The organism is Pseudomonas sp. HAR-UPW-AIA-41 (assembly GCF_002304225.1).
Lineage (GTDB): Bacteria > Pseudomonadota > Gammaproteobacteria > Pseudomonadales > Pseudomonadaceae > Aquipseudomonas.
In genome coordinates this window covers 11110-34359 of record NZ_NSLB01000012.1, presented here as the reverse complement: position 1 = coordinate 34359, position 23250 = coordinate 11110, and the positions used below count along the sequence as shown (strand labels likewise).

Annotated in this window: 23 protein-coding genes; 14 read left to right on the top strand and 9 right to left on the bottom strand. The window is 65.1% G+C overall.

Features of this window, described 5'->3' with window-relative positions:
- Positions 1-134 precede the first annotated feature (134 nt).
- Entirely contained in the window at positions 135-344 is a 210-nt protein-coding gene (locus tag CK486_RS16275; protein ID WP_095941380.1) for a hypothetical protein, read from the top strand.
- Between the two features lie 15 nt (positions 345-359).
- On the opposite strand, the gene CK486_RS16270 is transcribed toward CK486_RS16275, so the two are convergent.
- Entirely contained in the window at positions 360-1835 is a 1476-nt protein-coding gene (locus CK486_RS16270; RefSeq protein ID WP_095941362.1) for a helicase HerA-like domain-containing protein, read from the bottom strand.
- A gap of 112 nt (positions 1836-1947) precedes the next feature.
- Here CK486_RS16270 and CK486_RS16265 point away from each other — a divergent pair, with 112 nt between their 5' ends.
- On the top strand, positions 1948-3825 hold the full coding sequence (locus CK486_RS16265) for a methyl-accepting chemotaxis protein (RefSeq protein ID WP_095941361.1): 1878 nt from the start codon (positions 1948-1950) through the stop codon (positions 3823-3825).
- Between the two features lie 19 nt (positions 3826-3844).
- On the opposite strand, the gene CK486_RS16260 is transcribed toward CK486_RS16265, so the two are convergent.
- Entirely contained in the window at positions 3845-4744 is a 900-nt protein-coding gene (locus tag CK486_RS16260; protein WP_095941360.1) for a ribose-phosphate diphosphokinase, read from the bottom strand.
- Positions 4744-6318, bottom strand: coding sequence for a thymidine phosphorylase family protein (locus CK486_RS16255; RefSeq protein ID WP_095941359.1), 1575 nt, complete (start codon positions 6316-6318; stop codon positions 4744-4746). Before CK486_RS16255 ends, CK486_RS16260 begins: the two co-directional genes overlap by 1 nt.
- A 197-nt stretch (positions 6319-6515) precedes the next feature.
- Between CK486_RS16255 and CK486_RS16250 the strand changes: the two genes are divergently transcribed.
- The 10 genes from CK486_RS16250 (at position 6516) to CK486_RS16205 (ending at position 15351) form a co-directional block, all read left to right on the top strand.
- The gene (locus CK486_RS16250; protein ID WP_256574451.1) at positions 6516-7505 is read left to right on the top strand and encodes a DUF523 and DUF1722 domain-containing protein; all 990 of its coding nucleotides are present in this window, start codon (positions 6516-6518) and stop codon (positions 7503-7505) included.
- Positions 7495-8436 carry a MerR family transcriptional regulator gene (locus CK486_RS16245; protein ID WP_095941358.1) on the top strand — a complete coding sequence of 314 codons (942 nt, stop codon included), beginning with the start codon at positions 7495-7497 and terminating at the stop codon, positions 8434-8436. Before CK486_RS16250 ends, CK486_RS16245 begins: the two co-directional genes overlap by 11 nt.
- Positions 8433-9863: a deoxyribodipyrimidine photo-lyase gene (gene phrB, locus CK486_RS16240; protein WP_095941357.1), complete on the top strand. Its 1431-nt coding sequence runs from the start codon at positions 8433-8435 to the stop codon at positions 9861-9863. Before CK486_RS16245 ends, phrB begins: the two co-directional genes overlap by 4 nt.
- Complete coding sequence (locus CK486_RS16235; protein ID WP_095941356.1) at positions 9856-10281, top strand: nuclear transport factor 2 family protein; 426 nt, start codon at positions 9856-9858, stop codon at positions 10279-10281. The genes phrB and CK486_RS16235 overlap by 8 nt, the downstream gene beginning before the upstream one ends.
- Positions 10278-11102, top strand: coding sequence for an SDR family oxidoreductase (locus tag CK486_RS16230; protein ID WP_095941355.1), 825 nt, complete (start codon positions 10278-10280; stop codon positions 11100-11102). The genes CK486_RS16235 and CK486_RS16230 overlap by 4 nt, the downstream gene beginning before the upstream one ends.
- The gene (locus tag CK486_RS16225) at positions 11099-12346 is read left to right on the top strand and encodes an NAD(P)/FAD-dependent oxidoreductase (RefSeq protein ID WP_095941354.1); all 1248 of its coding nucleotides are present in this window, start codon (positions 11099-11101) and stop codon (positions 12344-12346) included. Before CK486_RS16230 ends, CK486_RS16225 begins: the two co-directional genes overlap by 4 nt.
- Positions 12343-13155: a DUF1365 domain-containing protein gene (locus tag CK486_RS16220; protein ID WP_095941353.1), complete on the top strand. Its 813-nt coding sequence runs from the start codon at positions 12343-12345 to the stop codon at positions 13153-13155. Before CK486_RS16225 ends, CK486_RS16220 begins: the two co-directional genes overlap by 4 nt.
- The gene (locus tag CK486_RS16215; protein WP_095941352.1) at positions 13142-14413 is read left to right on the top strand and encodes a cyclopropane-fatty-acyl-phospholipid synthase family protein; all 1272 of its coding nucleotides are present in this window, start codon (positions 13142-13144) and stop codon (positions 14411-14413) included. The genes CK486_RS16220 and CK486_RS16215 overlap by 14 nt, the downstream gene beginning before the upstream one ends.
- A gap of 2 nt (positions 14414-14415) precedes the next feature.
- Entirely contained in the window at positions 14416-14955 is a 540-nt protein-coding gene (locus tag CK486_RS16210; protein ID WP_095941351.1) for a DUF2878 domain-containing protein, read from the top strand.
- Positions 14956-15042: 87 nt separating this feature from the next.
- Positions 15043-15351, top strand: coding sequence for a YkgJ family cysteine cluster protein (locus tag CK486_RS16205; protein ID WP_095941350.1), 309 nt, complete (start codon positions 15043-15045; stop codon positions 15349-15351).
- Positions 15352-15404: 53 nt separating this feature from the next.
- Here CK486_RS16205 and CK486_RS16200 read toward each other — a convergent pair whose 3' ends face one another.
- The 6 genes from CK486_RS16200 to hemA form a co-directional block, all read right to left on the bottom strand.
- Positions 15405-15920 carry an acyloxyacyl hydrolase gene (locus CK486_RS16200; protein WP_095941349.1) on the bottom strand — a complete coding sequence of 172 codons (516 nt, stop codon included), beginning with the start codon at positions 15918-15920 and terminating at the stop codon, positions 15405-15407.
- Between the two features lie 80 nt (positions 15921-16000).
- Entirely contained in the window at positions 16001-16798 is a 798-nt protein-coding gene (gene murI, locus CK486_RS16195; protein WP_095941348.1) for a glutamate racemase, read from the bottom strand.
- Positions 16788-17549 carry a molybdopterin-synthase adenylyltransferase MoeB gene (locus tag CK486_RS16190; protein WP_256574452.1) on the bottom strand — a complete coding sequence of 254 codons (762 nt, stop codon included), beginning with the start codon at positions 17547-17549 and terminating at the stop codon, positions 16788-16790. Before CK486_RS16190 ends, murI begins: the two co-directional genes overlap by 11 nt.
- A 2-nt stretch (positions 17550-17551) precedes the next feature.
- Complete coding sequence (gene prmC / locus CK486_RS16185; RefSeq protein WP_095941346.1) at positions 17552-18382, bottom strand: peptide chain release factor N(5)-glutamine methyltransferase; 831 nt, start codon at positions 18380-18382, stop codon at positions 17552-17554.
- Position 18383: 1 nt separating this feature from the next.
- Entirely contained in the window at positions 18384-19466 is a 1083-nt protein-coding gene (prfA, locus tag CK486_RS16180) for a peptide chain release factor 1 (protein WP_095941345.1), read from the bottom strand.
- Positions 19463-20731, bottom strand: a complete 1269-nt coding sequence (gene hemA / locus CK486_RS16175; RefSeq protein WP_095941344.1) for a glutamyl-tRNA reductase — start codon at positions 20729-20731, stop codon at positions 19463-19465. The genes prfA and hemA overlap by 4 nt, the downstream gene beginning before the upstream one ends.
- A 170-nt stretch (positions 20732-20901) precedes the next feature.
- Between hemA and CK486_RS16170 the strand changes: the two genes are divergently transcribed.
- Both CK486_RS16170 and lolB read left to right on the top strand, forming a co-directional pair.
- Positions 20902-22626, top strand: a complete 1725-nt coding sequence (locus CK486_RS16170; protein ID WP_095941343.1) for a tetratricopeptide repeat protein — start codon at positions 20902-20904, stop codon at positions 22624-22626.
- Positions 22626-23246, top strand: a complete 621-nt coding sequence (lolB, locus tag CK486_RS16165; RefSeq protein WP_095941342.1) for a lipoprotein insertase outer membrane protein LolB — start codon at positions 22626-22628, stop codon at positions 23244-23246. The genes CK486_RS16170 and lolB overlap by 1 nt, the downstream gene beginning before the upstream one ends.
- The last annotated feature ends 4 nt before the right edge of the window (positions 23247-23250 follow it).

Below are 23250 nucleotides of genomic sequence, written 5' to 3'. Positions count from 1 at the left end.
GGCGCCATACTAGAGCCCTGCATGACTGCGCACCCTGTCTTCTGCCCCTTAATGGAGCTGTCACCAGGACAGGCTAAACTGTGCCGCAGCAGGTCTTTCTGACCTCATGCATGACCAACTATCTGGAAGTGATTGTGACGAAAGAGCAACTACGCGCCGAACTGGAGCGTCAGGCCCAACGTTACAAGGATGTATACGGCGGTGAAGTGATCACCTACGCCGCTCAGCCGGATCCTGAGAAGAAGCCCTGGCGCAAACGCCCCAACCTCCTCGACCATGCGTTCGAGCGGGAACTGGAAAAGATCAGGAAGGAACAGCAGGCCAAGGCCAATCCGCTGGACTGACCTGGCCTCACGCTGCTAACGCCGCTTGCCGCCCAGCAGAGAGCCCAACACGCCGCGCACCAGTTGCCGGCCGAGCTGGTTGGCTGCCTGACGCATGGCAGTTTTCATGACCTGCCCGGCAAAACCGCCCAACAGCTCACCGGCCATGGCGCCCAGATCACTGCCTGCACCGGCAGCCTGGGGCTGTTGCTCCTCGCCCTGCTGTGCGCGGGCGGTCAAAAGCTCGTAGGCCGACTCTCGGTCAATGGCTTTTTCATAGCGGCCCTGCAAGGCCGACTGGCGCAGCAATGCCTGGCGTTCGGCTTCGCTCAGCGGACCGATGCGCGACTGCGGCGGCGCAATCGCCACGCGCTGCACCATGGCGGGCGTGCCCTTTTCTTCCAGGGTGCCTACCAAGGCCTCACCAATGCCCAGTTCGGTGAGCACCGTCAGGCTGTCGAAGGCCGGATTGGGGCGAAAACCATCGGCCACCGCGCGCAGAGCCTTCTGCTCCTTCGCGGTAAAGGCCCGCAAACCATGCTGGATACGCAGGCCAAGCTGAGCCAGCACGGCATCCGGCAGGTCGGCCGGCGACTGGGTCACGAAGAACACGCCGACGCCTTTCGAGCGGATCAGCCGTACCACCTGCTCCAGCCGTTCCTGCAACGCCTTGGGCGTATCGGCAAAGAGCAGGTGCGCCTCATCGAAGAACAATGCCAGCAAGGGCTTGTCGGCATCGCCCCGCTCGGGCAACTGCTCGAACAGCTCGGCCAGCAGCCAGAGCAGGAACGTGGCATACACCTTGGGAGCCTCGTGCACCAGGCGACTGGCATCGAGCAGGTGAATGGCACCACGGCCATCGGCGCCTGGGCGCAGGATATCTTCCAGCTGCAGCGCCGGCTCACCAAACAGGGCCTCCGCGCCCTGCTGCTCTAAGGTCGCCAGACGACGCAGCAGTGCCTGCGACGAGGTACTGGTGAACAGCGCACTGTCCTCACCCAGCAGCTCCGGATGTTCCTTGAGGTGATTGAGCAGCGCCTTGAGGTCCTTCAGATCGAGCAGCAGCAGACCTTCCCGGTCGGCCACCTTGAACGCGGCATAGAGTGCCGCCTGCTGGCTGTCGGTCAGTTCCAGCAGAGCGCCCAGCAGCAGCGGGCCCATTTCACTCAGCGTGGTGCGCAGCGGATGGCCGGACTGGCCGGCAACGTCCCACAAGGTCACCGGATAGGCCTTGGGCTGATGCCCCAGCCAGGGCATGCCGGCAATGCGCTCGGCGATCTTGCCCTGAGGATTGCCGGCAGCCGCGAGCCCGCACAGATCCCCCTTGATGTCGGCGGCAAACACCGCCACACCGGCATCGCTGAAAGCTTCTGCCAGCCGCTGCAGGGTCACCGTCTTGCCCGTGCCAGTAGCGCCGGCCACCAGACCATGTCGGTTGGCCAGGCGTAACAACTGGCCCAGCGGCTGCCCGTCACTCATCGCACCCAGTAGCAGTTGATCATTCGCTCTCATTTGCCATCCCTCGAGATAAAGCTTTACTCAATTTGAACCGACACTCTGCGCATGCCCCACATGGGCTCGCCTCAAAAGCCTGCGCCTCTAGCCACATAAGGGATCAGCAGCCATGTTCCAGAACCTGAAGTTCAGTCACAAGATCCTGCTGGCCGCTTCGGCCATCGTGATCAGCACTTTCGCCCTGTTCTCGCTGTACAACGACAGCTTGCAGCGACAAGTGATCCGTGATGACCTCGAAAGCTACCTCAAGGACATGGGCACCACCACTGCCAGCAACATTCAGAGTTGGTTATCCGGACGCATTCTGCTGATCGAGAGCGTGGCGCAGTCCATCGCCAGTGATAGCAGCGCAGAGCGTCTTGAGAAGCTGCTGGAGCAACCGGCGCTGACCTCGACCTTCATGTACACCTACCTGGGTGCTGAAGACGGCAAGATGACGATGCGTCCGGAAGACGAACTGCCTGATGGCTACGACCCTCGCACACGCCCCTGGTACAAAGACGCCGAGCAAGCCGGCTCGACCACCCTGACCGAGCCTTATGTAGATGCCTCAACCAAGCAGTTGATCATCACCATCGCCAGTCCTGTCAGAGGTACCGGCGTCGTAGGGGGCGATCTGAGCTTGCAAACACTGGTGCAGACCATCAATGCACTGGACTTTGATGGCACCGGCTACGCCTTTCTGGTCAGTGCCGACGGCACCATCCTGGTTCACCCGGATCAAGAGCGGGTGATGCAAAAGCTCGACAATCTGTTCCCCAAGGACACCCCGCGCATTGAAAGTGGCTTCAACGAAGCTTCGGAGGGTGACAGCCTACGCATCGTCACCTTTACCCCCGTTCAGGGTCTACCGACCGTCAAGTGGTATGTCGGCCTGTCCATCGACAAAGACAAAGCCTACGCCATGCTCGACCGCTTCCGGGCTTCGGCCTTGATTGCCACGCTGATTGCCGTAGCAGTGATCATCGGCCTGCTTGGCATGCTCATCCGCATCCTGATGAAACCGCTAAACAGCCTAAGCCGCGCCATGCAGAACATCGCCGAAGGTGAAGGCGACCTGACCCGTAGATTGCATGTATTGAGCAATGACGAATTCGGCTCTCTGGCCAGCTCCTTCAACCGCTTCGTCGAGCGTATACATGCTTCGATCAGCGAAGTGGCTTCAGCGACCACGCAGGTTAGCGACGTAGCCAAGCGTGTACTCGACGCCTCCAACTCCTCGATGAGCAACTCCGACGAGCAGGCCAGCCGCACCAACAGCGTGGCTGCAGCGATCAACCAGCTGGGTGCTGCGGCTCAGGAAATCGCCCGCAACGCCGCCGACGCCTCACACCAGGCCTCCGACGCACGCCATCAGGCCGAGGAAGGCCGGCATGTGGTGGAACAGACCATCACGGCGATGAACGACCTGTCGAACAAGATCCGCGCCTCGTGCAGCAACATCGAAACGCTCAACAGCAAGACGGTTAACATCGGTCAAATCCTCGAAGTGATCAAAGGCATTTCCGAACAGACCAATCTGCTCGCGCTCAACGCAGCCATCGAGGCCGCCCGAGCCGGTGAAGCCGGGCGCGGCTTTGCGGTGGTCGCCGACGAAGTGCGCAACCTGGCCCACCGCACACAGGAGTCGGCCCAGGAAATCCAGAAGATGATCGAGGAACTGCAGGTCGGTGCGCGTGAAGCGGTCGGCACCATGACCGACAGCCAGCGCTACAGCGAAGACAGCGTGCAGATCGCCAACCGCGCGGGCGAACGACTGGGCAGCGTGACCCTGCGTATTGGTGAGATTGATGGCATGAATCAATCGGTCGCCACCGCCACAGAAGAACAGACGGCCGTGATCGACTCACTGAACATGGACATCGTCGAGATCAACAACCTCAACCAGCAGGGTGTAAGCAACCTGCACGCAACCCTTGAGGCCTGTGCCGACCTCGATACGCAAACCAGCCGACTCAAACAGCTGGTGGGCAGTTTCCGAACCTGAATTTCCGTCGCGGGCCGGATCAGTGCAGCAGGGTTTGTACTGCTTCGGCCAATACCGGCGCCATGGCGATGGCATTGCTAGAGTGGGCAATGCAGTCGGTGCTCCACACCTCGCCCACGCCGGCAGCCCTGATCACCTCTAGCGCATCACCGGCAAACAGCGCATGGGTCACCGCCACATCCACCGAGGCGGCACCGGCGGCCAGCAGCAGCCTAGCGGCGCCGGCCAGGGTCCGCCCAGAACTAGCCACATCGTCCAGCAGCACCACCTGACGCCCGCCGAAGTCCAGCTCCGGCAGTTGGATCTGAACCTCCCGGTCGCCCGAGCGAATCTTGTTGCATACCCCGTAATCGAACCCATGCACAGTCGCCGCAGACTCAATCCACTGCCGCGACTCGGCATCCGGACCGATCAGCAATGGCCGTTCGCGGCGCCCGGCGATCAGCCGCGCCAGCATCGGCGCACCGGACAGGGTCAGCGCCGCCTCGCCCAGCGGCACCGCCTGCTGCAGACGCTCGATGCGGTGCAGATGCGGATCGACGGTGATCAGGCCATCGTAATGCGCGGCGATGAACGGGCCGATGATGGTCTGACTGACCACTTCGCCGGGGTTGAAGGCAATGTCCTGGCGCATATAGGCCAGATACGGCGCCACCAGCAGCAGGCGCTGCACGCCCAGCCGGCGCGCCTCGGCCGAAACCAGCAGCAGCTCGACCAGCTTGTCGTTGGGCCGGTCCAGGCTGCGGTACAGCACCACCTGGGCCGGCAGGGACTGCCCCTCGGCCAGCGGCAGACGCAGGCGCAGCTCGTCATCCGGGAAACGATGGCGCTCGATGCAGGCCGCACTCACGGCCAGCGCTTCGGCCAGACGCAGGGCCGGCTCGCGCTCATCGGCGAAATACCAGACTTGGGTGTTCATCAGCACTCCACAAACAGCGGAGCCAGCTCCTCGGCGCGGCCCAGGGTAAACCCGTTGCTGCGCAGGCAGGCCTGCCGGGCAAATTCAAGATCAGCGGCGTAAGCGGCATACACACGGTACAGCGGCTGGCCCTGACTGACGCCGGCACCCAGCTTGTGCAGCTGATCGACACCGGCGCCCTGCACCTTCGGCGCACCAGCCAGACGGGCGATACGCGCTAGCTGCAGGTTGTCGATACCGGTCACCACGCCGTCCTGCGGCGCACAGACTTCAAAGGACAACGGCGCCAGCGGCGGTTGCCGCCAGTCGAAACTGCGCAGGCCCTGGGCCTGCATGATGGCGTGCATCTTGGCCAGGGCACGGCCGGAATCGAGGATGTCGCGGGCAATCGCATAGCCATCGCCACCGCGCACATCCGGGTCGAATTCGAGCATGCGTCCGGCCAGGCGCAACGACTTCTGCCGCAGGTCCTGAGGTGCCGCCGGATCGTTCTGCAGCACCTGCAGCACATCGCGCGCTTCCAGCACCGGGCCGATACCATTGCCCACCGGCTGCCGGCCATCGCTGATCAGCACGTCGATGGCCAGGCCCATGCGCCCGGAGACGAACTCGAACAGTTTGCGCAGGCGCTGCGCCTCGGGCATCGAGCGCACCTTGGCGGTCGGCCCCACCGGGATATCCAGCAGCAAGTGGGTGGAACCGGCAGCCACCTTCTTGGACAGGATGGAGGCCACCATCTGCCCCGGCGAGTCGATCGACAGCGGCCGTTCCACCGAGATCAGCACATCGTCGGCCGGTGACAGATCGCTGGTGCCGCCCCAGGCCAGACAGCCACGGTGCTCCCGAACTATCTCCTCCAGGCGGGCAAAGGGAATCTCGACATTGGCCAGCACCTCCATGGTGTCGGCGGTACCGGCCGGCGAGGTGATGGCCCGCGAGCTGGTCTTGGGGCAGAGCATGCCGTGGGCGGCGGCGATCGGCACCACCAGCATCGAGGTGCGGTTGCCGGGAATCCCGCCGATGCAGTGCTTGTCCACCACCGGGTGCTCATGCCAGTCCAGCCGGCGACCGACGGCCGCCATGGCATCACTGAGGAAATACACCTCCTCGCGGTCCAGCTCGCCCTGATTGCAGGCCACCACGAAGGCCGTGAGCTCGATCTTCGAGTAACGGTGCTCGGCGATGTCGCGCACGATGCCGCGAAAGTCCTCGCGGCTCAGGCGCTCGCCGGCAATCTTGCGGTGCAGGGCCGGAATCGAAGCCGACGGCTCGGCCTGGGAAATGCTCGCCGGATGGCCATCGGCCACGCCCAGAAGGGCAAAGGCGTCCTCGGACAGCCCCAGCTCGTCGGTGGCGACGATGCAGCCATCGTCTACCACATTGAGGCTGGCCAGGATGCGCCGGCCGTTGGCGCGCACCTCAACCTTGGACAACGCCTGAAACCCCTCTGCGCGGTAAACAGCGCAGTCACGGTGCAGATAGGCAACGTTCTCGCGGTAGGTATCGATGGCCACCCGGCGCAGCTTGAGCGGCGCCGGCGGGGTCTCACTGGATTTTGGCGGAGAGGCAGGCATGACAAAGGCTCGGCAACAACACTGACCTTCTATGTACGGCCCGGCGCCACGTCTGCCAAGTCCCGGGCGGCGCTAATCGCGATTGCCTTGCCATGGGTCATGGCTCCAGGCACATATCGATACAAACAGTTGTACAAAAGCATTGACTTGTACAATGACAGACCTATGATGAACTCAAGTTGTACAGAAAAACCTTCATGTACAAGATCATCGAGGTTGCCACCATGACCACCGCGCACTCGCCCAAGATCCGTATCGCCATCAGCGCCTGCCTGCTCGGCAGGGAAGTCCGCTACAACGGCGGCCACAAGGAGTCGCGACTGTGCAGCCATACCCTAGCGCAGCACTTCGACTTCGTGCCGCTGTGCCCGGAGGTGGCCATCGGTCTGGGTATCCCCCGCGAGCCGATCCGTCTGGTCGGCGACCCGCAGCAGCCGCGTGCGCTGGGCACGGTGCGCCGCGAACTGGATGTGACCGAACCGCTGGCCGACTATGGCCGGCGCATGGCGGCCGAGCACGACGATATCTGCGGCTACATCTTCATGCAGAAGTCGCCGTCCTGCGGCGTCGAGCGGGTCAAGGTCTATCAGGCCAACGGCTACCCGGCCGACGGCGGCGGCAGCGGCATCTACGCCAGCGCCTTCATGCAGGCGCGCCCCGACCTGCCGGTAGAGGAAGACGGCCGCCTGAACGATCCGGTGCTGCGCGAGAACTTCCTCACCCGCGTCTATGCCTATGCCGCCTGGCAGCAGCTGTGCAAGGCCGGTCTGACCCGCAAGGGCATCATCGACTTCCACTCGCGCTACAAGTACCAGCTGATGGCCACCCATCCGCAGCAGTACCGCGAACTGGGGCGCCTGCTCGGCAGCATCGGCCAGCACAGCGCCGAGGAGATCGGCCCGCGCTATTTCAGTCTGCTGATGGCCGCCCTGAAGAAGACCGCCACCCGGCGTACCCATTCCAATGTGCTGCTGCACCTATCCGGCTACCTGAAGACGGCCCTGAGCCGCGAGGAAAAGGCCGAAATGCAGCAACTGATCGGCCAGTACCGCAAGGGCATCATCCCGCTGGTCGTGCCCATTACGCTGCTCAAGCATCACTTCCGCCGCCACCCGCATTCGTATGTAGCCAACCAGGCTTACCTGCAGCCCCACCCGGAAGAGCTGAGTCTGCGCAATGCCATCTGAAGCCCACCCGTTGCCGGATGACTACCAGACAGCCCTCGAGCAGGGCTGGCTGCCAATCCGCGACGTCGCCCGCCAGACCGGCGTCAACGCCGTGACCCTGCGTGCCTGGGAGCGCCGCTACGGCCTGATCGTGCCCGGCCGCACGGCCAAGGGGCATCGTCTGTACAACAGCGAACACGTGGCGCGCATCCAGGCCATCCTCACCTGGCTCAACCGCGGCGTCGCGGTCAGCCAGGTCAACGAACTGCTCAGCAGCCGCAGCGCGGCTCCGCAGCCACAGGCCAGCCAGTGGAGCGAGCAACGCCAGCAACTGCTGCAGGCCGTGCTGCAGCTGTCGGAGCGACAGCTGGACGATCTGTTCAACCGCAACCTGGCCCTCTACCCGCCGCGCACCCTCTGCGAGCAACTGCTGCTACCGCTGCTGGCTGAGCTGGAACAGCGCTGGCAGGGGCAGTTCGGCAGTCAGCTGGAGTGGGTGTTCTTCCACTCGTGGCTGCGCAGCAAGCTGGGCGCGCGTCTGTATCACAACAACCGTCAGCAGGGCGGCGCGCCGCTGCTGCTGCTGAATCTCTCCAGCCTGCCGCTGGAGGCCGGGCTGTGGCTGAGCGCCTGGCTGGCCTCCAGCGCCGACTGCCCGGTGGAGGTGTTCGACTGGCCCGTGCCGCTGGGCGAACTGAGCCTGGCGCTGGAACAACTCAAGCCACGCGCCGTGCTGCTTTACTCCAGTCAGAGCCTGGACAACAACGTGCTGCGCAAGCAGTTACCCCGGCTGGCCAGCACCAGCGCCATTCCGTTGCTGCTGGCAGGCCCGGCGGCGCGCATCCACCACGATGAATTGCACGACATGCCCGGCCTGAGCCTGGCCGTCACCCCCCTCAACGCCCTGCACAGCCTGCAGGAACACCAGCTTTTGCCCGGAGCCGCGCAATGACCCAACTGCTCTGGCTGCGCAGCGACCTGCGCGCCCACGACAACACGGCCCTGTGCGCGGCCATGGCCGCCGGACCGACCGTGGCGCTGTACCTGATAACTCCGCAGCAGTGGCTGGCCCACGATGACGCCGCCTGCAAGGTGGACTTCTGGCTGCGCAATCTGAGCGCCCTGCAACAGCAACTGGCGCGTCTGAACGTGCCGCTGCTGGTGCGTCATGCCGACACCTGGCAACAGGTGCCGGCGCTGCTCGGCGACATTTGCCAGAGCCTGCAGATCCGCGCCGTGCACCTGAACGAGGAATACGGCATACACGAAAGCCGCCGCGACCTGGCCTGCCGCGAGCATCTGGCCCAGCATGGCGTGGCCCTGCACAGCCACCTCGACCAGTTGTTCTTCGCCCCGGGCAGCGTACTGACCCAGAGCGGCGGCTACTTTCAGGTGTTCAGTCAGTTCCGCAAGGTCTGCTACCAGCGCCTGGCCACCGCCCTGCCCGCCTGCCGGCCACTGCCGGCCGCGCAGGCACCGCTGCCGATTTCCAGCGACCCCATCCCCCGCGAGGTGGCCGGTTTCGCCCCTCCCGGCGAGGCCCTGCGCCAGCTCTGGCCGGCCGGCGAAGACGAGGCCCAGCAGCGCCTGCAGCGGTTTGCCGATGAACAGCTGGAGTGGTACGACCAGCAGCGCGACTTCCCCGCCACTCCCGGCACCAGTCAGCTCTCGGCGTACCTGGCCGCCGGCGTCATCTCGCCGCGCCAGTGTCTGCATGCGGCCCTGACCATCAACCGTGGCGAGTTCGCCAGTGGCAATCCCGGCGCCGTGTGCTGGATCAGCGAACTGCTCTGGCGTGAGTTCTACAAGCACATTCTGGTGGGTTACCCGCGGGTTTCCATGGGCCGCGCCTTCCGCCGCGAAACCGAAGCCCTCGCCTGGCGCCATGCCCCGGAGGAGCTGGCCGCCTGGCAGGAAGGCCTCACGGGCCTGCCGATCATCGACGCCGCCATGCGCCAGCTGCGCGAGACCGGCTGGATGCACAACCGCCTGCGCATGATCGTGGCCATGTTCCTCACCAAAAATCTGCTGATCGACTGGCGCGAAGGCGAGCGCTGGTTCATGCGCCACCTGATCGACGGTGATCTGGCGGCCAACAACGGCGGCTGGCAATGGAGTGCCTCAACCGGCACCGATGCCGCGCCCTACTTCCGCATCTTCAATCCGCTCAGCCAGTCGGCCAAGTTCGACCCGGACGGCCGCTTCCTGCGCCACTGGCTGCCGGAACTGGCCAGCCTGAACAAGCGCGATATTCACAACCCCGACGCCCTCGGCGGGCTGTTCGGCGTGGCCGGCTACCCGCGGCCCATGGTCGACCTGAGCAAGAGCCGCGAACGCGCACTGGCCGCCTTCAAGAATCTGGAGCCCGCCCATGTCTGAGTTCCTGCGTGACTTTGCCCGGCACTTTGCCGCACTGGGCGCCGATAACCTGCACCGACTGGACGAGCTGTACAGCCGCGACGTGGTGTTCCACGACCCGCTGCACCAGATCAGCGGCCTGGCCAACGTGCGTCAGTACTTCAGCGAGCTGTACGCCAACGTGCGCGAGCTGCGCTTCGACTTCCATGCCTTCGACCAGACCGGCGACAACAGCGGCTACCTGCGCTGGACCATGAGCTACCGCCATCCACGTCTGGCCGGCGGCGGGCTGATCCGGGTCGATGGCTGCAGCCACCTGCAGTGGAGCGACGGCAAGGTCTACCGCCACCGCGACTACTTCGACGCCGGCAACCTGCTCTACGAGCACCTGCCATTGCTGGGCAGCGCGATCCGCTGGCTGAAACGGAGACTGGTATGAACGCACCCCGCCCCAACCCCGGCAGCCAGCGGATCTGGCTGACCGGTGCCAGCAGCGGCATCGGCTTCGCGCTGGCCGAAGAACTGCTGAGCGCCGGCCATCATCTGGCCCTGAGCGCCCGGCGCAGCGGACCGCTGCAACTGCTGAGCGACCGTTTCCCCGGACAGGTGCTACTGGCGCCCGGCGATCTGGGTGACGCCACCCAGGTCGAGGCCATCGGCGAGCGTATCCGCCTGCACTGGGGCGCGCTGGACATGGCCATCCTCAATGCCGGCACCTGTGAGTATGTCGAGGCTGCCGACTTTCAGGCCACCATGGTCGAGCGCGTGCTGCGCGCCAACCTGCTCTCGGCCGCCTACTGCATCGAAGCCGCCCTGCCGCTGCTGCGCGCAGGCCTCAGGCCGCAGCTGGTGGCGGTGGGCAGCTCGGTGACCTATTTCCCCCTGCCGCGTGCCGAAGCCTATGGTGCCTCCAAGGCCGGCCTGCGCTACCTGATGGACAGCCTGCGCATCGACCTGGCCCACGAAGGCATCGACGTCACTCTGATCAGCCCCGGCTTCGTCGACACCCCGCTGACGGCGCAGAACGACTTCCCCATGCCCCTGCGCTGGCCGGTGAGCAAGGCCGCCAGCCATATCGCCCGGCGCCTGCCCGCACGGCCGGTGGAGATTGCGTTCCCCACGCCCTTCATCGCCGGTCTGCTGCTGCTCGCCCACCTGCCCAGACGCCTGCAACTGGCCATCGGCAAACGCCTGGCCCGACCGAACTCCAGCCAGCCAACTTCACCCAGGTCGGTTTCAGACAAGGATGTACAGCCATGAAAATCGCCATCATCGGCAGCGGCATTGCCGGCCTGACCTCGGCCTACCTGCTGCAGCGGGAACACGAGATCACCGTATTCGAAGCGCAGGACTGGATCGGCGGCCACACCCACACGGTGCCGGTGCGTCTGGATGGCCGCGAGTACGCGGTGGATACCGGCTTCATCGTGTTCAACGACTGGACCTACCCCAACTTCATCCAGCTGCTGCAGCAACTGGGCGTGGGCTTCAAGCCGACGGAAATGAGCTTTGCCGTCAGCGACCCTGACACGGACGTGGAATACAACGGGCATGACCTCAACAGCCTGTTCGCCCAGCGCAGCAACCTGCTGTCGCCACGATTCTGGGGGATGATTCGCGATATCCTGCGCTTCAACAAGGAAACCCTGAGCGATCTGGAGCAGGGCCGCATCGCCGCCGACATCACCCTCGGCCAGTACCTCAGCCAGAACGGCTACGGCCAGCGCTTCATCGAGCACTACATCGTGCCGATGGGTGCGGCGATCTGGTCCATGTCGCTGGCCGACATGCTCGGTTTCCCCCTGCAGTTCTTCGTGCGCTTCTTCAAGAATCACGGCCTGCTGTCGGTCAGCAACCGCCCGCAGTGGTATGTCATCGAGGGCGGCTCCAGCGCCTACGTGGCCCCGCTCACCAAGGGCTTTGCCGAACGCATCCGCCTCAACTGCCCGGTCAGCCGGGTCGAACGCGACGAGCTGGGCGTGACCCTGGAGAGCCCGGCCGGCCGCGAGCGTTTCGATGCGGTGATCTTTGCCTGCCACAGCGATCAGGCCCTGCAACTGCTGGCCGAACCCAGCGTCAGCGAGGCGGAAATCCTCGGTGCCCTGCGCTATGCCGACAATGACGTGGTACTGCACACCGATACCCGCATGCTGCCCAAGCGGCGTCTGGCCTGGGCCAGCTGGAACTACCGCCTGGGCGGACCGACCCGGCAACCGGCGGCGGTCACCTACAACATGAACATCCTGCAGGGCATCGAGTCCGAACATACCTTCTGCGTCAGCCTCAACCAGACCGACGCCATCGACCCGGACAAGATCCTCGCCCGTTTCAGCTATGCGCACCCGCAGTACAGCCTGGCGGCCAGCGCCGCCCAGCTGCGCGGGGAGGAGCTTCAGGGCCGGCAGCACAGCTATTTCTGCGGTGCCTACTGGGCCAACGGCTTCCACGAGGACGGTGTGGTCAGCGCCCTGCGCGTGGCCCGGCACTTCGGAGTCAGTCTGTGAGCGGCGTACGGCACAGTGCGCTGTATCAGGGCGAAGTGCGCCACCGCCGCTTCGCCCCGCGCGCCCATGCCTTCGAATACCGCATCGGCCTGCTCTACCTCGATCTGGACGAGCAGGATGCCGTGCTCGGCCTCTCGCCACTGGCCGGTCGCGCCCGACTGGCACCCTTCGCCTTCCGCGAGACGGACTTCCTGCCAGAGCAGACCCGCGCCGGCCAGTCACTCAAGCGCGCGGTGCAGCAGCAGGTCAGTCAGGCCCTTGGCCGTCTGATCGACGGACCGGTGCGCCTGCTGACCCAGCCCCGCAGCTGGGGCCTGGCGTTCAACCCGGCCAGCTTCTTCTACTGCTTCGACCGCGAAGAGCGTCTGCAGGCCATTCTCTGCGAAGTCAGCAACACCCCCTGGCTGGAGCGCTATCACTATGTGCTGCCGGCCGAGGGCGATGGCCATCAGCATGTCGCCGTGGCCAAGGCGTTTCATGTCTCGCCCTTTCTGCCGCGCGATCTGGAGTACCACATGACCTTCAGCCCGGCTGCCGCCAGGCTGGGCATTCACATGGAGGACTGGCAGGGCAGCAGCAAGCTGTTCGACGCCACCCTCAGCCTGAGCCGTCAGCCGCTCAGCCGCGCCACCCTGCACCGCCACCTGCTGAGCTTTCCCTGGATGACCGCCAAGACCGTGCTGGCCATCTACTGGGAAGCCCTGCGCCTGCTGCTCAAACGTATCCCGCTGTTCACTCATCAACCGGCACTGGGCACGCAACGCGTGGCCGTGCCTCTGCGCAAGGACACCGCCGATGAAAAGCTCTAGCCTGACTGCCAAATCGTCTCTACTGGCCAGCCGCGGCATCGCCGCCGAGCTGCTGCGCAGTGCCGTGCTGCGCCAGCTGCAGCAACTGCGCCACGGCCAGCTGCGCCTGATCGACCAGGGCGAAACCCGGGTCTTCGGCGACCCGCACAGCAGCCTGCACGGCGAAATCGAGGTGACCGACCCGGCACTCTGGGGCCTGGTGGCCGGCAATGGCTCGATCGGCGCCGGCGAAGCCTATATCCACGGTTACTGGCGCACGCCGGACCTGACCGCCGTGGTACGCGTATTCGTCAGCAACCTGGACGTACTCGACGGCATGGAACGTGGCCTGGCCCTGCTTGGCCGCCCGCTGCTCAAGGGCCTGCACTGGCTCAACCGCAATACCCGGCGCGGCTCGCAGAAGAACATCGCCGCCCACTACGACCTGGGCAACCAGCTGTTCGAGCAGTTTCTCGACCCGACCATGATGTACTCGGCGGCCATGTTCCCCCATGACGGTGCCAGCCTGGAGCACGCCCAGCTGCACAAACTGGAACGCATCTGCCAGAAGCTGGCGCTCAAGCCCGAGGATCATCTGCTGGAAATCGGCACGGGCTGGGGCAGCATGGCGCTTTACGCGGCCACCCACTATGGCTGCCGGGTAACCACCACCACCCTGTCACGCGAGCAGTATGCCTACACCGAGCAGCGCATCCGCGAACAGGGTCTGCAGGACCGCATCACCCTTCTGCTCTGCGACTACCGCGACCTCACCGGCCAGTACGACAAGCTGGTGTCGATCGAGATGATCGAAGCGGTGGGCCATCGCTTTCTGCCCACCTATTTCGACAAGTGCAGCCGCCTGCTCAAGGACGACGGCCTGATGCTGCTGCAGGCCATCACCATCCGTGACCAGCGCTACGAGCAGGCCAGGCGCTCGGTGGACTTCATCCAGCGCTACATCTTCCCCGGCGGCGCCCTGCCCTCGGTGCACAAGATGCTCGATATCGTGAGCCGCCAGACCGACATGAACCTGCATCATCTGGAAGACTTCGGCCTGCACTACGCCCGCACCCTGCGCCACTGGCACGACAATCTCAAGGAAGCCCGGCAGAACCTGCAGCAACTTGGTTATGACGAGCACTTCTACCGCCTGTGGGAGTTCTACCTGTGCTACTGCGAGGGCGGCTTCCTCGAACGCACCATCGGCACCGCCCAGCTGCTGCTGGCCAAACCGCAGGCACGCCCGGCGCCGCTGCTGGGCAACCTGAGCGTCTGAGCATGCGCTGGCAACTGCTGGGCAATGCACTGCTGTTCCAGCTCGGCTGGCTGGCCTGCATCCTCGCCGCCAGTCAGCCCTGGTGGCTGCTGGGCGGGCTGGCCTGCCTGGCTGCGCAGCTGTGGCTCAGTCACGAGCGTCAGAGCGACCTGCGCCTGGTGCTGATCGTCACCCTGCTGGGCAGCCTGCTCGACAGCCTGCTGCTCAACCTCGGCCTGTTCGATTTTGCCGGCGACAGTTGGCTGCTGCCGGCCTGGCTGGCACTGCTCTGGGCCCTGCTCGCCACAACCCTGCGCCACAGCCTGGCCTGGACCGCCCGCCCCTGGTGGCTGGCCAGCCTGCTGGGCGCTACCAGCGGCCCGCTCTCCTACTACGCCGGCGCGAAACTGGCCGGAGTCGGCCTGCCACTGGGCACCGCGCCCAGCCTGTTGCTGCTCGGTCTGCTCTGGGCAGTATGGCTACCCGTGCTGCATGCACTGGCCAGTCGTCTGGCAACGCCACCTGCCGGCATCCGTTCAGCCACCCCGGTAAAGGTTGACTAGCCAGCACGTGGGTGAAGAAAGCCTGATTCGTCAGGCCGTCCGGCAAGTCGTCGCGCCGACGCTGCCCTTCTCCCGTACACTGGCGGCATGAACCAGATCCCCCTGACCAACCTGCCCATCGATCCCAGCATCAGCTGTAGCACCTGCGCGGCCTGTTGCTGCCAGCTGGAAGTCATGCTGCTGACCGACACCGGCGTGCCCGAGCGCTTCATCAGCACCGACGACTGGGGCGGCGAAACCATGCTGCGTCTGGATGACGGCTGGTGTGCGGCACTGGACCGCGACACCATGCGCTGCACCATCTACGAAGTGCGCCCGCTGGTCTGTCGCGAATTCGCCACCGGCTCGCCGGAATGCCAGGACGAACGTCGTGGCATGGACAGCATCTACCGCTGACCGCAGGCAATAAAAAACCGGGCCTTGGCCCGGTTTCTTTTGCCACGTTTCAATCAGAAGCGGCTGCGGTAATGCAGGGTGTACGCCTCAGCGCCATCGTTGGGCTGCTTGAGACCGGCATTGGAGTAGTGGATGGCGCGCACGCCAATTTCCTGACCGGAGAAGCGCACGCCTGCCCCCAGACGGTCTTCGAACTGGAAGGAAGAGCTCAGATCGTTATCTTCCAGCTCGGTGCTGGAGAACAGGGCCACGCCGATACCGGCTTCGACGTAGGGTTTTACCGTCTCTCCGGCGAATTCGTAGACGAACACCGGCGAGAAGGAAACGCTGTGGTTGCTGGCGGTTTCATCACCATCCCAGTAGGTGTAGCCCAGATCCCAGTAGCCGGTCAGACGCCCGCTGTCGCTCTGCATCCAGGCGCTGTCCCAGTCCCACTGGCTGCCCAGGCGATAGACCATGGTGGAGTCGCCACTCTGGCCAATGGCCGCTGTCACATCGGCGGCCTGCGCACTCAGCGCGTTGCCCAGAACCAGAACCGCCACGGCGGCCAGCGAAGTCAGTGCTTTCATTCAACTTTCCTTATTGCCTGAAGGTTATTCGCAACAATCTGAAATAATTATAGAAACTATTGCCGCCTTGCAATACCTGCCTACTCCGGCAGGGCTCGCACCACGGCTGAACTGCCCCACAACAGGGGCAGGATCTGCTCCAGCTGGGCCGGAGCGCCGCTGCTCCAGAACTGAGCCGGGTGACTGGTCGGCTGAGCGGCCAGCGCATCGTCTTGTTCAAGCAGGCGCTGCAGCTGGCGGGCCACCGCCGCGCCGGTATCGATCAGGGCCACATCGGCAGGCACCAGTTCTCGCAGCAGCGGCCGCAGAAAGGGGTAATGGGTGCAGCCAAGAATCAGGGTGTCGCATCCGGCGGCCAGCAGCGGCGCCACATAGCCCTGCAGCAACTGGCGCACAGACGGACTGTCGAGATCGCCCGCCTCGACGCACTCCACCAGCCCCGGACAGGGCTGGGTCACCACCCGAACATCACTGGCAAAACGATCGAGCAGAGCTGCGAACCTGGCGCTTTTCAGGGTGCCGGTGGTGGCCAGCACACCGACCACACCGGAACGGGTGGCCGCCGCCGCCGGCTTGACCGCCGGCTCCATGCCGACAATGGGCAAGTCCGGATAACGCTCGCGCAAATCCGCCACCGCCGCCACCGTCGCGGTGTTGCAGGCCAGCACCAGCGCCTTGGCGCCCTGACCGAGGAGAAACTCGGCGATGCGCTGGCTGCGCTCGCGAATGAATTCAGCGCTCTTCTCGCCATAGGGCACATGGCCGCTGTCGGCGACGTAGAGCAGTGCCTCGTGGGGCAGTTGCGCGTGAATCTCGCGCAGCACTGAAAGCCCGCCGACACCGGAGTCGAATACGCCGATCGGTGCGCTATTGGCCATGCCCGACTCCGCACACCGTGCAGCCTGGGTCACGCTTGACCCGCAGCTCGCGGAACTGGCTGGTAAAGGCATCAATCAGCAGCAGACGGCCCACCAGCGGCTCACCAAAACCGGCCAGCAGCTTGAGCGCCTCAAGCGCCTGCAGGCTGCCCACCACCCCCACCAGCGGCCCGACCACACCGGCCTCGCTGCAGGTCAGTTCGGCCTCACTGCCATGCCCGTACAGGCAGTGGTAGCAGGGGCTCTCTGCGCGACGCGGATCGAATACCGCCAGCTGCCCTTCCAGGCGAATCGCGGCGCCCGAGACAAGCGGCTTGCCGGCCGCCACGCACGCGGCATTGACCGCCTCGCGGGTGGAGAAATTATCCGAGCAGTCCAGCACCAGATCGACCGTTGCCACCGCGGCGGGCAAGGAGTCGGCATCCAGCCCCTGGGCATACAACTGCAGGCAGATAGTTGGATTGATCGCACGCAGACGCGCCGCCGCCGATTCGACCTTGGGCTGCCCGATGCTGTGGCTGTCGTGAGCAATCTGGCGCTGCAGGTTGCTCAGATCGACCTGATCGAAATCGGCCAGGTGCAGTTCGCCCACACCGGCCGCGGCCAGATACAGGGCCACCGGCGAGCCCAGCCCGCCGAGGCCGACGATCAGCACACGGCTCTGCGTGAGGCGCAGCTGCCCGGCGATATCGATCTGCGCCAGGAGAATCTGCCGGCTGTAGCGCAGCAGATCGTCATCCGTCAGGTCCATGCTCATGCCTGCCAGCTCCCCAGTGAAATTCGCTCGTGCCCACCCAGATCACGGCGGCTTTCCACCTGAGCAAAGCCCCGCGCCAGCAACAGCTCGCGCACGGCTGCGGCCTGGTCATAGCCATGTTCCAGCAGCAGCCAGCCGCCATGTTCCAGATGATCCGGCGCCTGCGCGATGATCTCGCGCAAGTCTGTCAGGCCGTCGCGGCCTGCCACCAGCGCGCTGGCTGGTTCGAAGCGCACATCGCCCTGGCTCAGGTGCTGGTCATCGCTGCGGATATAGGGCGGGTTGCTGACGATCAGGGCAAAGCGCTGCCCACCGAGGGCGCTGAACCAGTGGCTGGGCTGGAAGCTGGCATTGTCCAGTTGCAGCGCCGCGCGGTTGCGCTCGGCCAGCGCCACCGCCTCATCAATACGATCGACGCCGGTCAGACGCCAGGCCGGGCGCTCGCTGGCAAGCGCCAGGGCAATCGCACCGGTGCCAGTGCCCAGATCCAGCGCCGTCAGAGGCGCGGCCGGCAATAGCTGCAGAGCAGTCTCCACCAGCAGTTCGGTATCGGGGCGGGGAATCAGGGTGTGCGGCGCAACGATCAGTTGCAGACTCCAGAAACCCTGCCGCCCCAACAGGTAGGCCACCGGTTCGCCCTGGCGACGACGCGCCAGCAGCGCCTGGAAGGCTGCGACCTGTTCGGCGCTCGGCTCATGTTCGGGCCAGGTTCGCAGGTAGCTGCGCGGCTTGCCCAGCACATGGGCCAGCAACAGCTCGGCATCCAGACGCGCACTCGGCGAATCGGGCAAGTCAGCCGCCGCCAGCAACGCATCCACTCGGGCCATGTCAGTCTCCCAGTGCCGCCAGCTGGTCGGCCTGGTATTCCTGCAGCAAGGGTTCGATGACCTGCTCGACGCCGCCAGCAATCACTTCATTGAGCGAGTACAGGGTCAGGTTGATACGGTGATCGGTGACCCGGCCCTGAGGGAAGTTGTAGGTACGGATGCGTTCGGAGCGGTCGCCCGAGCCCACCAGCAGCTTGCGCGTGTCGGAGATTTCCTTGTGCGCGGCGGCTTCCTGCTGGTCCTTGAGCTTGGCCGCCAGCCAGGCCATGGCCTTGGCGCGGTTCTTGTGCTGCGAGCGCTCTTCCTGACATTCCACCACCGTGCCGGTGGGAATGTGGGTGATGCGGATGGCCGAGTCGGTGGTGTTGACGTGCTGACCACCGGCGCCGGAGCTGCGGTAGGTATCCACGCGCAGATCGGCCGGATTGATATCGATGGCCGCCTGCTCGTCCGGCTCGGGCAATACTGCCACGGTGCAGGCCGAGGTATGGATGCGGCCCTGGGATTCGGTCTCCGGCACACGCTGCACCCGGTGGGCACCGGACTCGAATTTCAGCTTGGCGTAAACGTTGTCGCCTTCCACCCGGCTGATCACTTCCTTATAGCCACCGTGTTCGCCCTCGCTGGCCGAGAGGATCTCGACCCGCCAGCCCTGACGCTCGGCATAGCGCGAATACATGCGGAACAGGTCGCCGGAGAAGATCGCCGCCTCGTCGCCGCCGGTGCCGGCGCGGATTTCCAGATAGACGTTGCGGCCGTCGTTGGGGTCCCTGGGCAACAGCATGCGCTGCAGGCTGTCTTCCAGCTCGGCCAGGCTGTTTCTGGCCGAAGCCACTTCCTCTTCGGCCATTTCGCGCAGGTCAGGGTCGCTGTCCTTGAGCAGCGCCTGGGCGCCGTCCAGGTCTTCCTGCACCTTGCACAACTGGCGATAGGCCTGCACCACCGGCTCGACCTCGGCGTACTCCTTGGAATAGGCGCGGAACTGCGGCTGGTTGCTGATCACTTCGGCATCACCGAGCAGCGCGGTGAGCTCCTCGAAACGATCCTGCAGGGTGGCCAGTTTGTTCAGCAGTGAAGCTTTCATGATTTGCGCTCACCCTCGTCGAGGGCAAAAAGTTCCTGGGCCAGGGCCAGCGCATCCAGGCGGCCCTCGGCGGAAAGTTTCTTCAGTTGCACGCTGGGCGCATGCAGCAGCTTATTGGTCAGGCCACGGGCCAGCTGTGCCAGCACCTCGTCGGCCGGGGCGCCATTGGCCAGTTGCCGCTGCGCCTTCTGCAGCTCGTCGTCGCGCAGGCTTTCGGCCTGCTGGCGGTAGGCCCTGAGTACGTCCACGGCCGCCAGCTCGCGCAGGCGTGCCATGAACTCTTCCGCACCCACGGCGACCATTTCCTCGGCCGCCCGCGCCGCACCCTGACGGCTCTTGAGGTTTTCCTCGATGACTTCGTGCAGGTCATCAACCGAATACAGGTAGACGTCATCCAGCTCGCCGACCTCGGGCTCGATGTCCCGCGGCACGGCGATATCGACCATGAAAATCGGCTTGTGCCGGCGCTTCTTCAGCGCCCGCTCCACCGCGCCCTTGCCGAGAATCGGTAACTGGCTGGCGGTGGAACTGATGACGATGTCGCTGTTGATCAGCTCATCGGGGATATCGGCCAGCAGAATGGCGTGCGCACCGAACTGCTCGGCCAGCGAACTGGCGCGCTCCAGCGTGCGGTTGGCGACGACGATGCGTTTGATGCCCTGCTCGTGCAGGTGACGGGCAACCAGGGTGATGGTCTCGCCGGCGCCAATCAGCAGCGCCTGACTGCGGTGCAGATCGGCGAAGATCTGCTTGGCCAGGCTGACCGCCGCGAAGGCCACGGAAACCGGGTTCTCGCCGATGGCGGTGTCGGTACGCACGCTCTTGGCGGTGCTGAAGGTGGCCTGAAACAGACGCCCCAGCAGCGGCCCGACGGTGCCGGCTTCGCGCGCCACGGCATAGGCAGACTTGAGCTGACCGAGGATCTGCGGCTCACCGAGGATCATCGAGTCCAGCCCGCAGGCCACGCGCATCATGTGGCGCACCGCCTGCTCGTTCTCGTGAACGTAAGCACAGGCCTGCAGGTCGCTCAGGGGCAGCCCGTGGTAGCCGGCCAGCCAGGCCAGCACCGACTGCACATCCATCTCGTCGAGCTGCAGATACAGCTCGCTACGGTTGCAGGTCGAAAGAATCGCGGCTTCGCTGCTGGGTGTCAGCCGGCACAGCTGCTGCAGTGCCTCCACCATCTGCTCCGGGGTGAAAGCCACGCGTTCGCGCACCGCCACCGAGGCAGTCTTGTGGTTGATACCGAGGGCGAGAAAGGCCATGCAAAGTCGCTGCAGACAAATTAAGCCGGGCATTGTCCTACTTCACCGCCTGCCGGACAACCACCCCTCCCCCTCCTGCCTCACCCATCTGCCGATAGGCATCGGGCCGTGGGCTTGCCCTGTGGCTTGTGTCATCATGCCGCATCTGCAGGAGAGCACTCTTTTCCACTATGAACAGACCCCTAGTGTTGCTGGCCGCCTCGGTATTGCTGAGCGGCTGCCAGATGCTGGCCAAGCAGCCCAGCCCAGCGCCTGAGATCGCCGAACCCGTCCAGGCCGCGCCGGCCAAGCCCAAGGTCTATCGCTCGTTCAGCGAGGAAGCCCTGTATTCGCTGCTCACGGCGGAACTCGCCGGCCAGCGCAACCGCTTCGATATCGCCCTGGGCAACTATGTGCAGCAGGCCAATGCCACCCAGGACCCGGGCGTGGCCGAGCGGGCCTACCGCATCGCCGAATACCTCGGCGCCGAACAGGCCGCCCTCGACAGCGCCATGATCTGGGCCAGCAACGCCCCGGACAACCTCGACGCCCAACGCGCCGCCGCCATCCAGCTGGCCCGCGCCGGCCGCTACGACGACTCGATCCGCTATATGGAGAAGACGCTGCTGGCCGACGGCGATACTCATTTCGACTTCCTCGCCCTCTCCGCTGCGGAAACCGACGCCGACACCCGCGCCGGCCTGCAGCAAAGCTTCGAACGCCTGCTGAAGAAACACCCGGACAATGCCCAGCTGATTTTCGGCGAAGCCGTGCTGCTGCAGCAGGACGGCAAGTCGGAGCAGGCTCTGGAGCTGCTCGACGAGCTGCCGGACAGCGAACAGAAGGTCGCCCCGCTGCTGCTGCGCACACGCATTCTGCAGAGCCTCGAGCGCGGCGACGAAGCCCTCAAGCCGCTGCGCCAGGGCCTTGAGCAGGCACCCGACGACAAGCGCCTGCGCCTGGCCTATGCCCGCCTTCTGGTGGAGCTGGGTCAGCTGGAGGAGGCCAAGGCCGAGTTCTCCACCCTGGTCCAGCAGTTCCCCGATGACGATGACCTGCGCTTTTCTCTCGCGCTGATCTGCATGGAAGCCGAGGCATGGAACGAAGCCCAGGCCTATCTGCAGGAGCTGATCGAGCGCGAAGCCCACGTCGATGCCGCGCATTTCAACCTTGGCCGCGTGTACGAGGCACTGGAGCAACCGGAAAGCGCACTGATCGAATACCACCTGGTCGGCCCGGGCAAGGACTACCTGCCCGCCCAGTTGCGCCACAGCGAACTCCTGATCGAGGCCGAGCGCCTGCCCGAAGCGCGCAAGGCGCTGGCCAAGGCACGTGAAAAGCAGCCGGACTACGCGATCCAGCTGTACCTGATCGAAGCCGAAGCCCTGAGCAAGGCTCAGCAGATCGAGCCGGCCTGGCAACTCATGGAGCAGGCACTGGCGGAATACCCCGACGACCTGAATCTTCTGTATACCCGTGCCATGGTGGCCGAGAAGCGCGGCGACCTCGACCAGCTGGAGCGCGACCTGCGCTTCATCATCGAGCGCGAGCCGTCCAACGCCATGGCCCTCAACGCCCTCGGCTACACCCTGGCCGACCGCACCAGCCGCCTGGATGAAGCCCGCAGCCTGATCGAGCAGGCCTACCAGCTCAACCCGGAAGACCCGGCTATCCTCGACAGCCTGGGCTGGATCAACTTCCGCCAGGGCCGCCTGGACGAAGCCGAGACACTCCTGCGCCAGGCCTTCGAGCGCTATCCCGACCATGAAGTGGCGGCGCACTTCGGCGAGGTTCTCTGGACTCAGGGCAAACAGGATGAAGCCCGCGAGGTCTGGCAGAAAGCCTACGAAGAAGAGCCGGACAGCCCGATTCTGCGCAGCACCCTCAAACGCCTCACCGGCAGCGAGCAACCCTGATGCGCTGCCTTCGACTCGCCGCCCTCGCCCTCACAACCCTGCTCGCCGGCTGCGCCGGACTGCTGCCAAAGGAAAGCCTCACCCAGGGTCAGGGCAACCCGGCGCTCTGGCAGCAACACCGCCAGCAGGTCGCACAGATCGACGGCTGGCAGATCAGCGGCAAGGTCGGCATCCGCGCCCCGCAGGATTCCGGTAGCGGCACGCTGTTCTGGCTGCAACGCCAGGACTACTTCGATATCCGCCTGTCCGGCCCGCTGGGCCGAGGCGCCGCCCGCCTGACCGGCCACCCGGGCGATACCGTACTGGAAGTGGCCAACCAGGGCCGCTATCACTCCGACTCCCCCGAAGCGCTGCTGGAAGCCCAGCTGGGCTGGCGCCTGCCGGTTTCCCACCTGCTCTGGTGGGTGCGCGGCCTGCCCGCCCCGGACAGCAAGAGCCAACTCAGCCTCAACGGCAACAGCCAGCTTGGGCAGCTGCAGCAGGACGGCTGGCAGATCGACTACCTCGCCTACACCGAGCAGAACGGTTACGCACTGCCGCAGCGTCTGAAACTGCAGGGGCACAACCTGCAGGTCACACTGGTCATCAAGGACTGGCAACCACGCCACCTCGGTCAATGAGTTC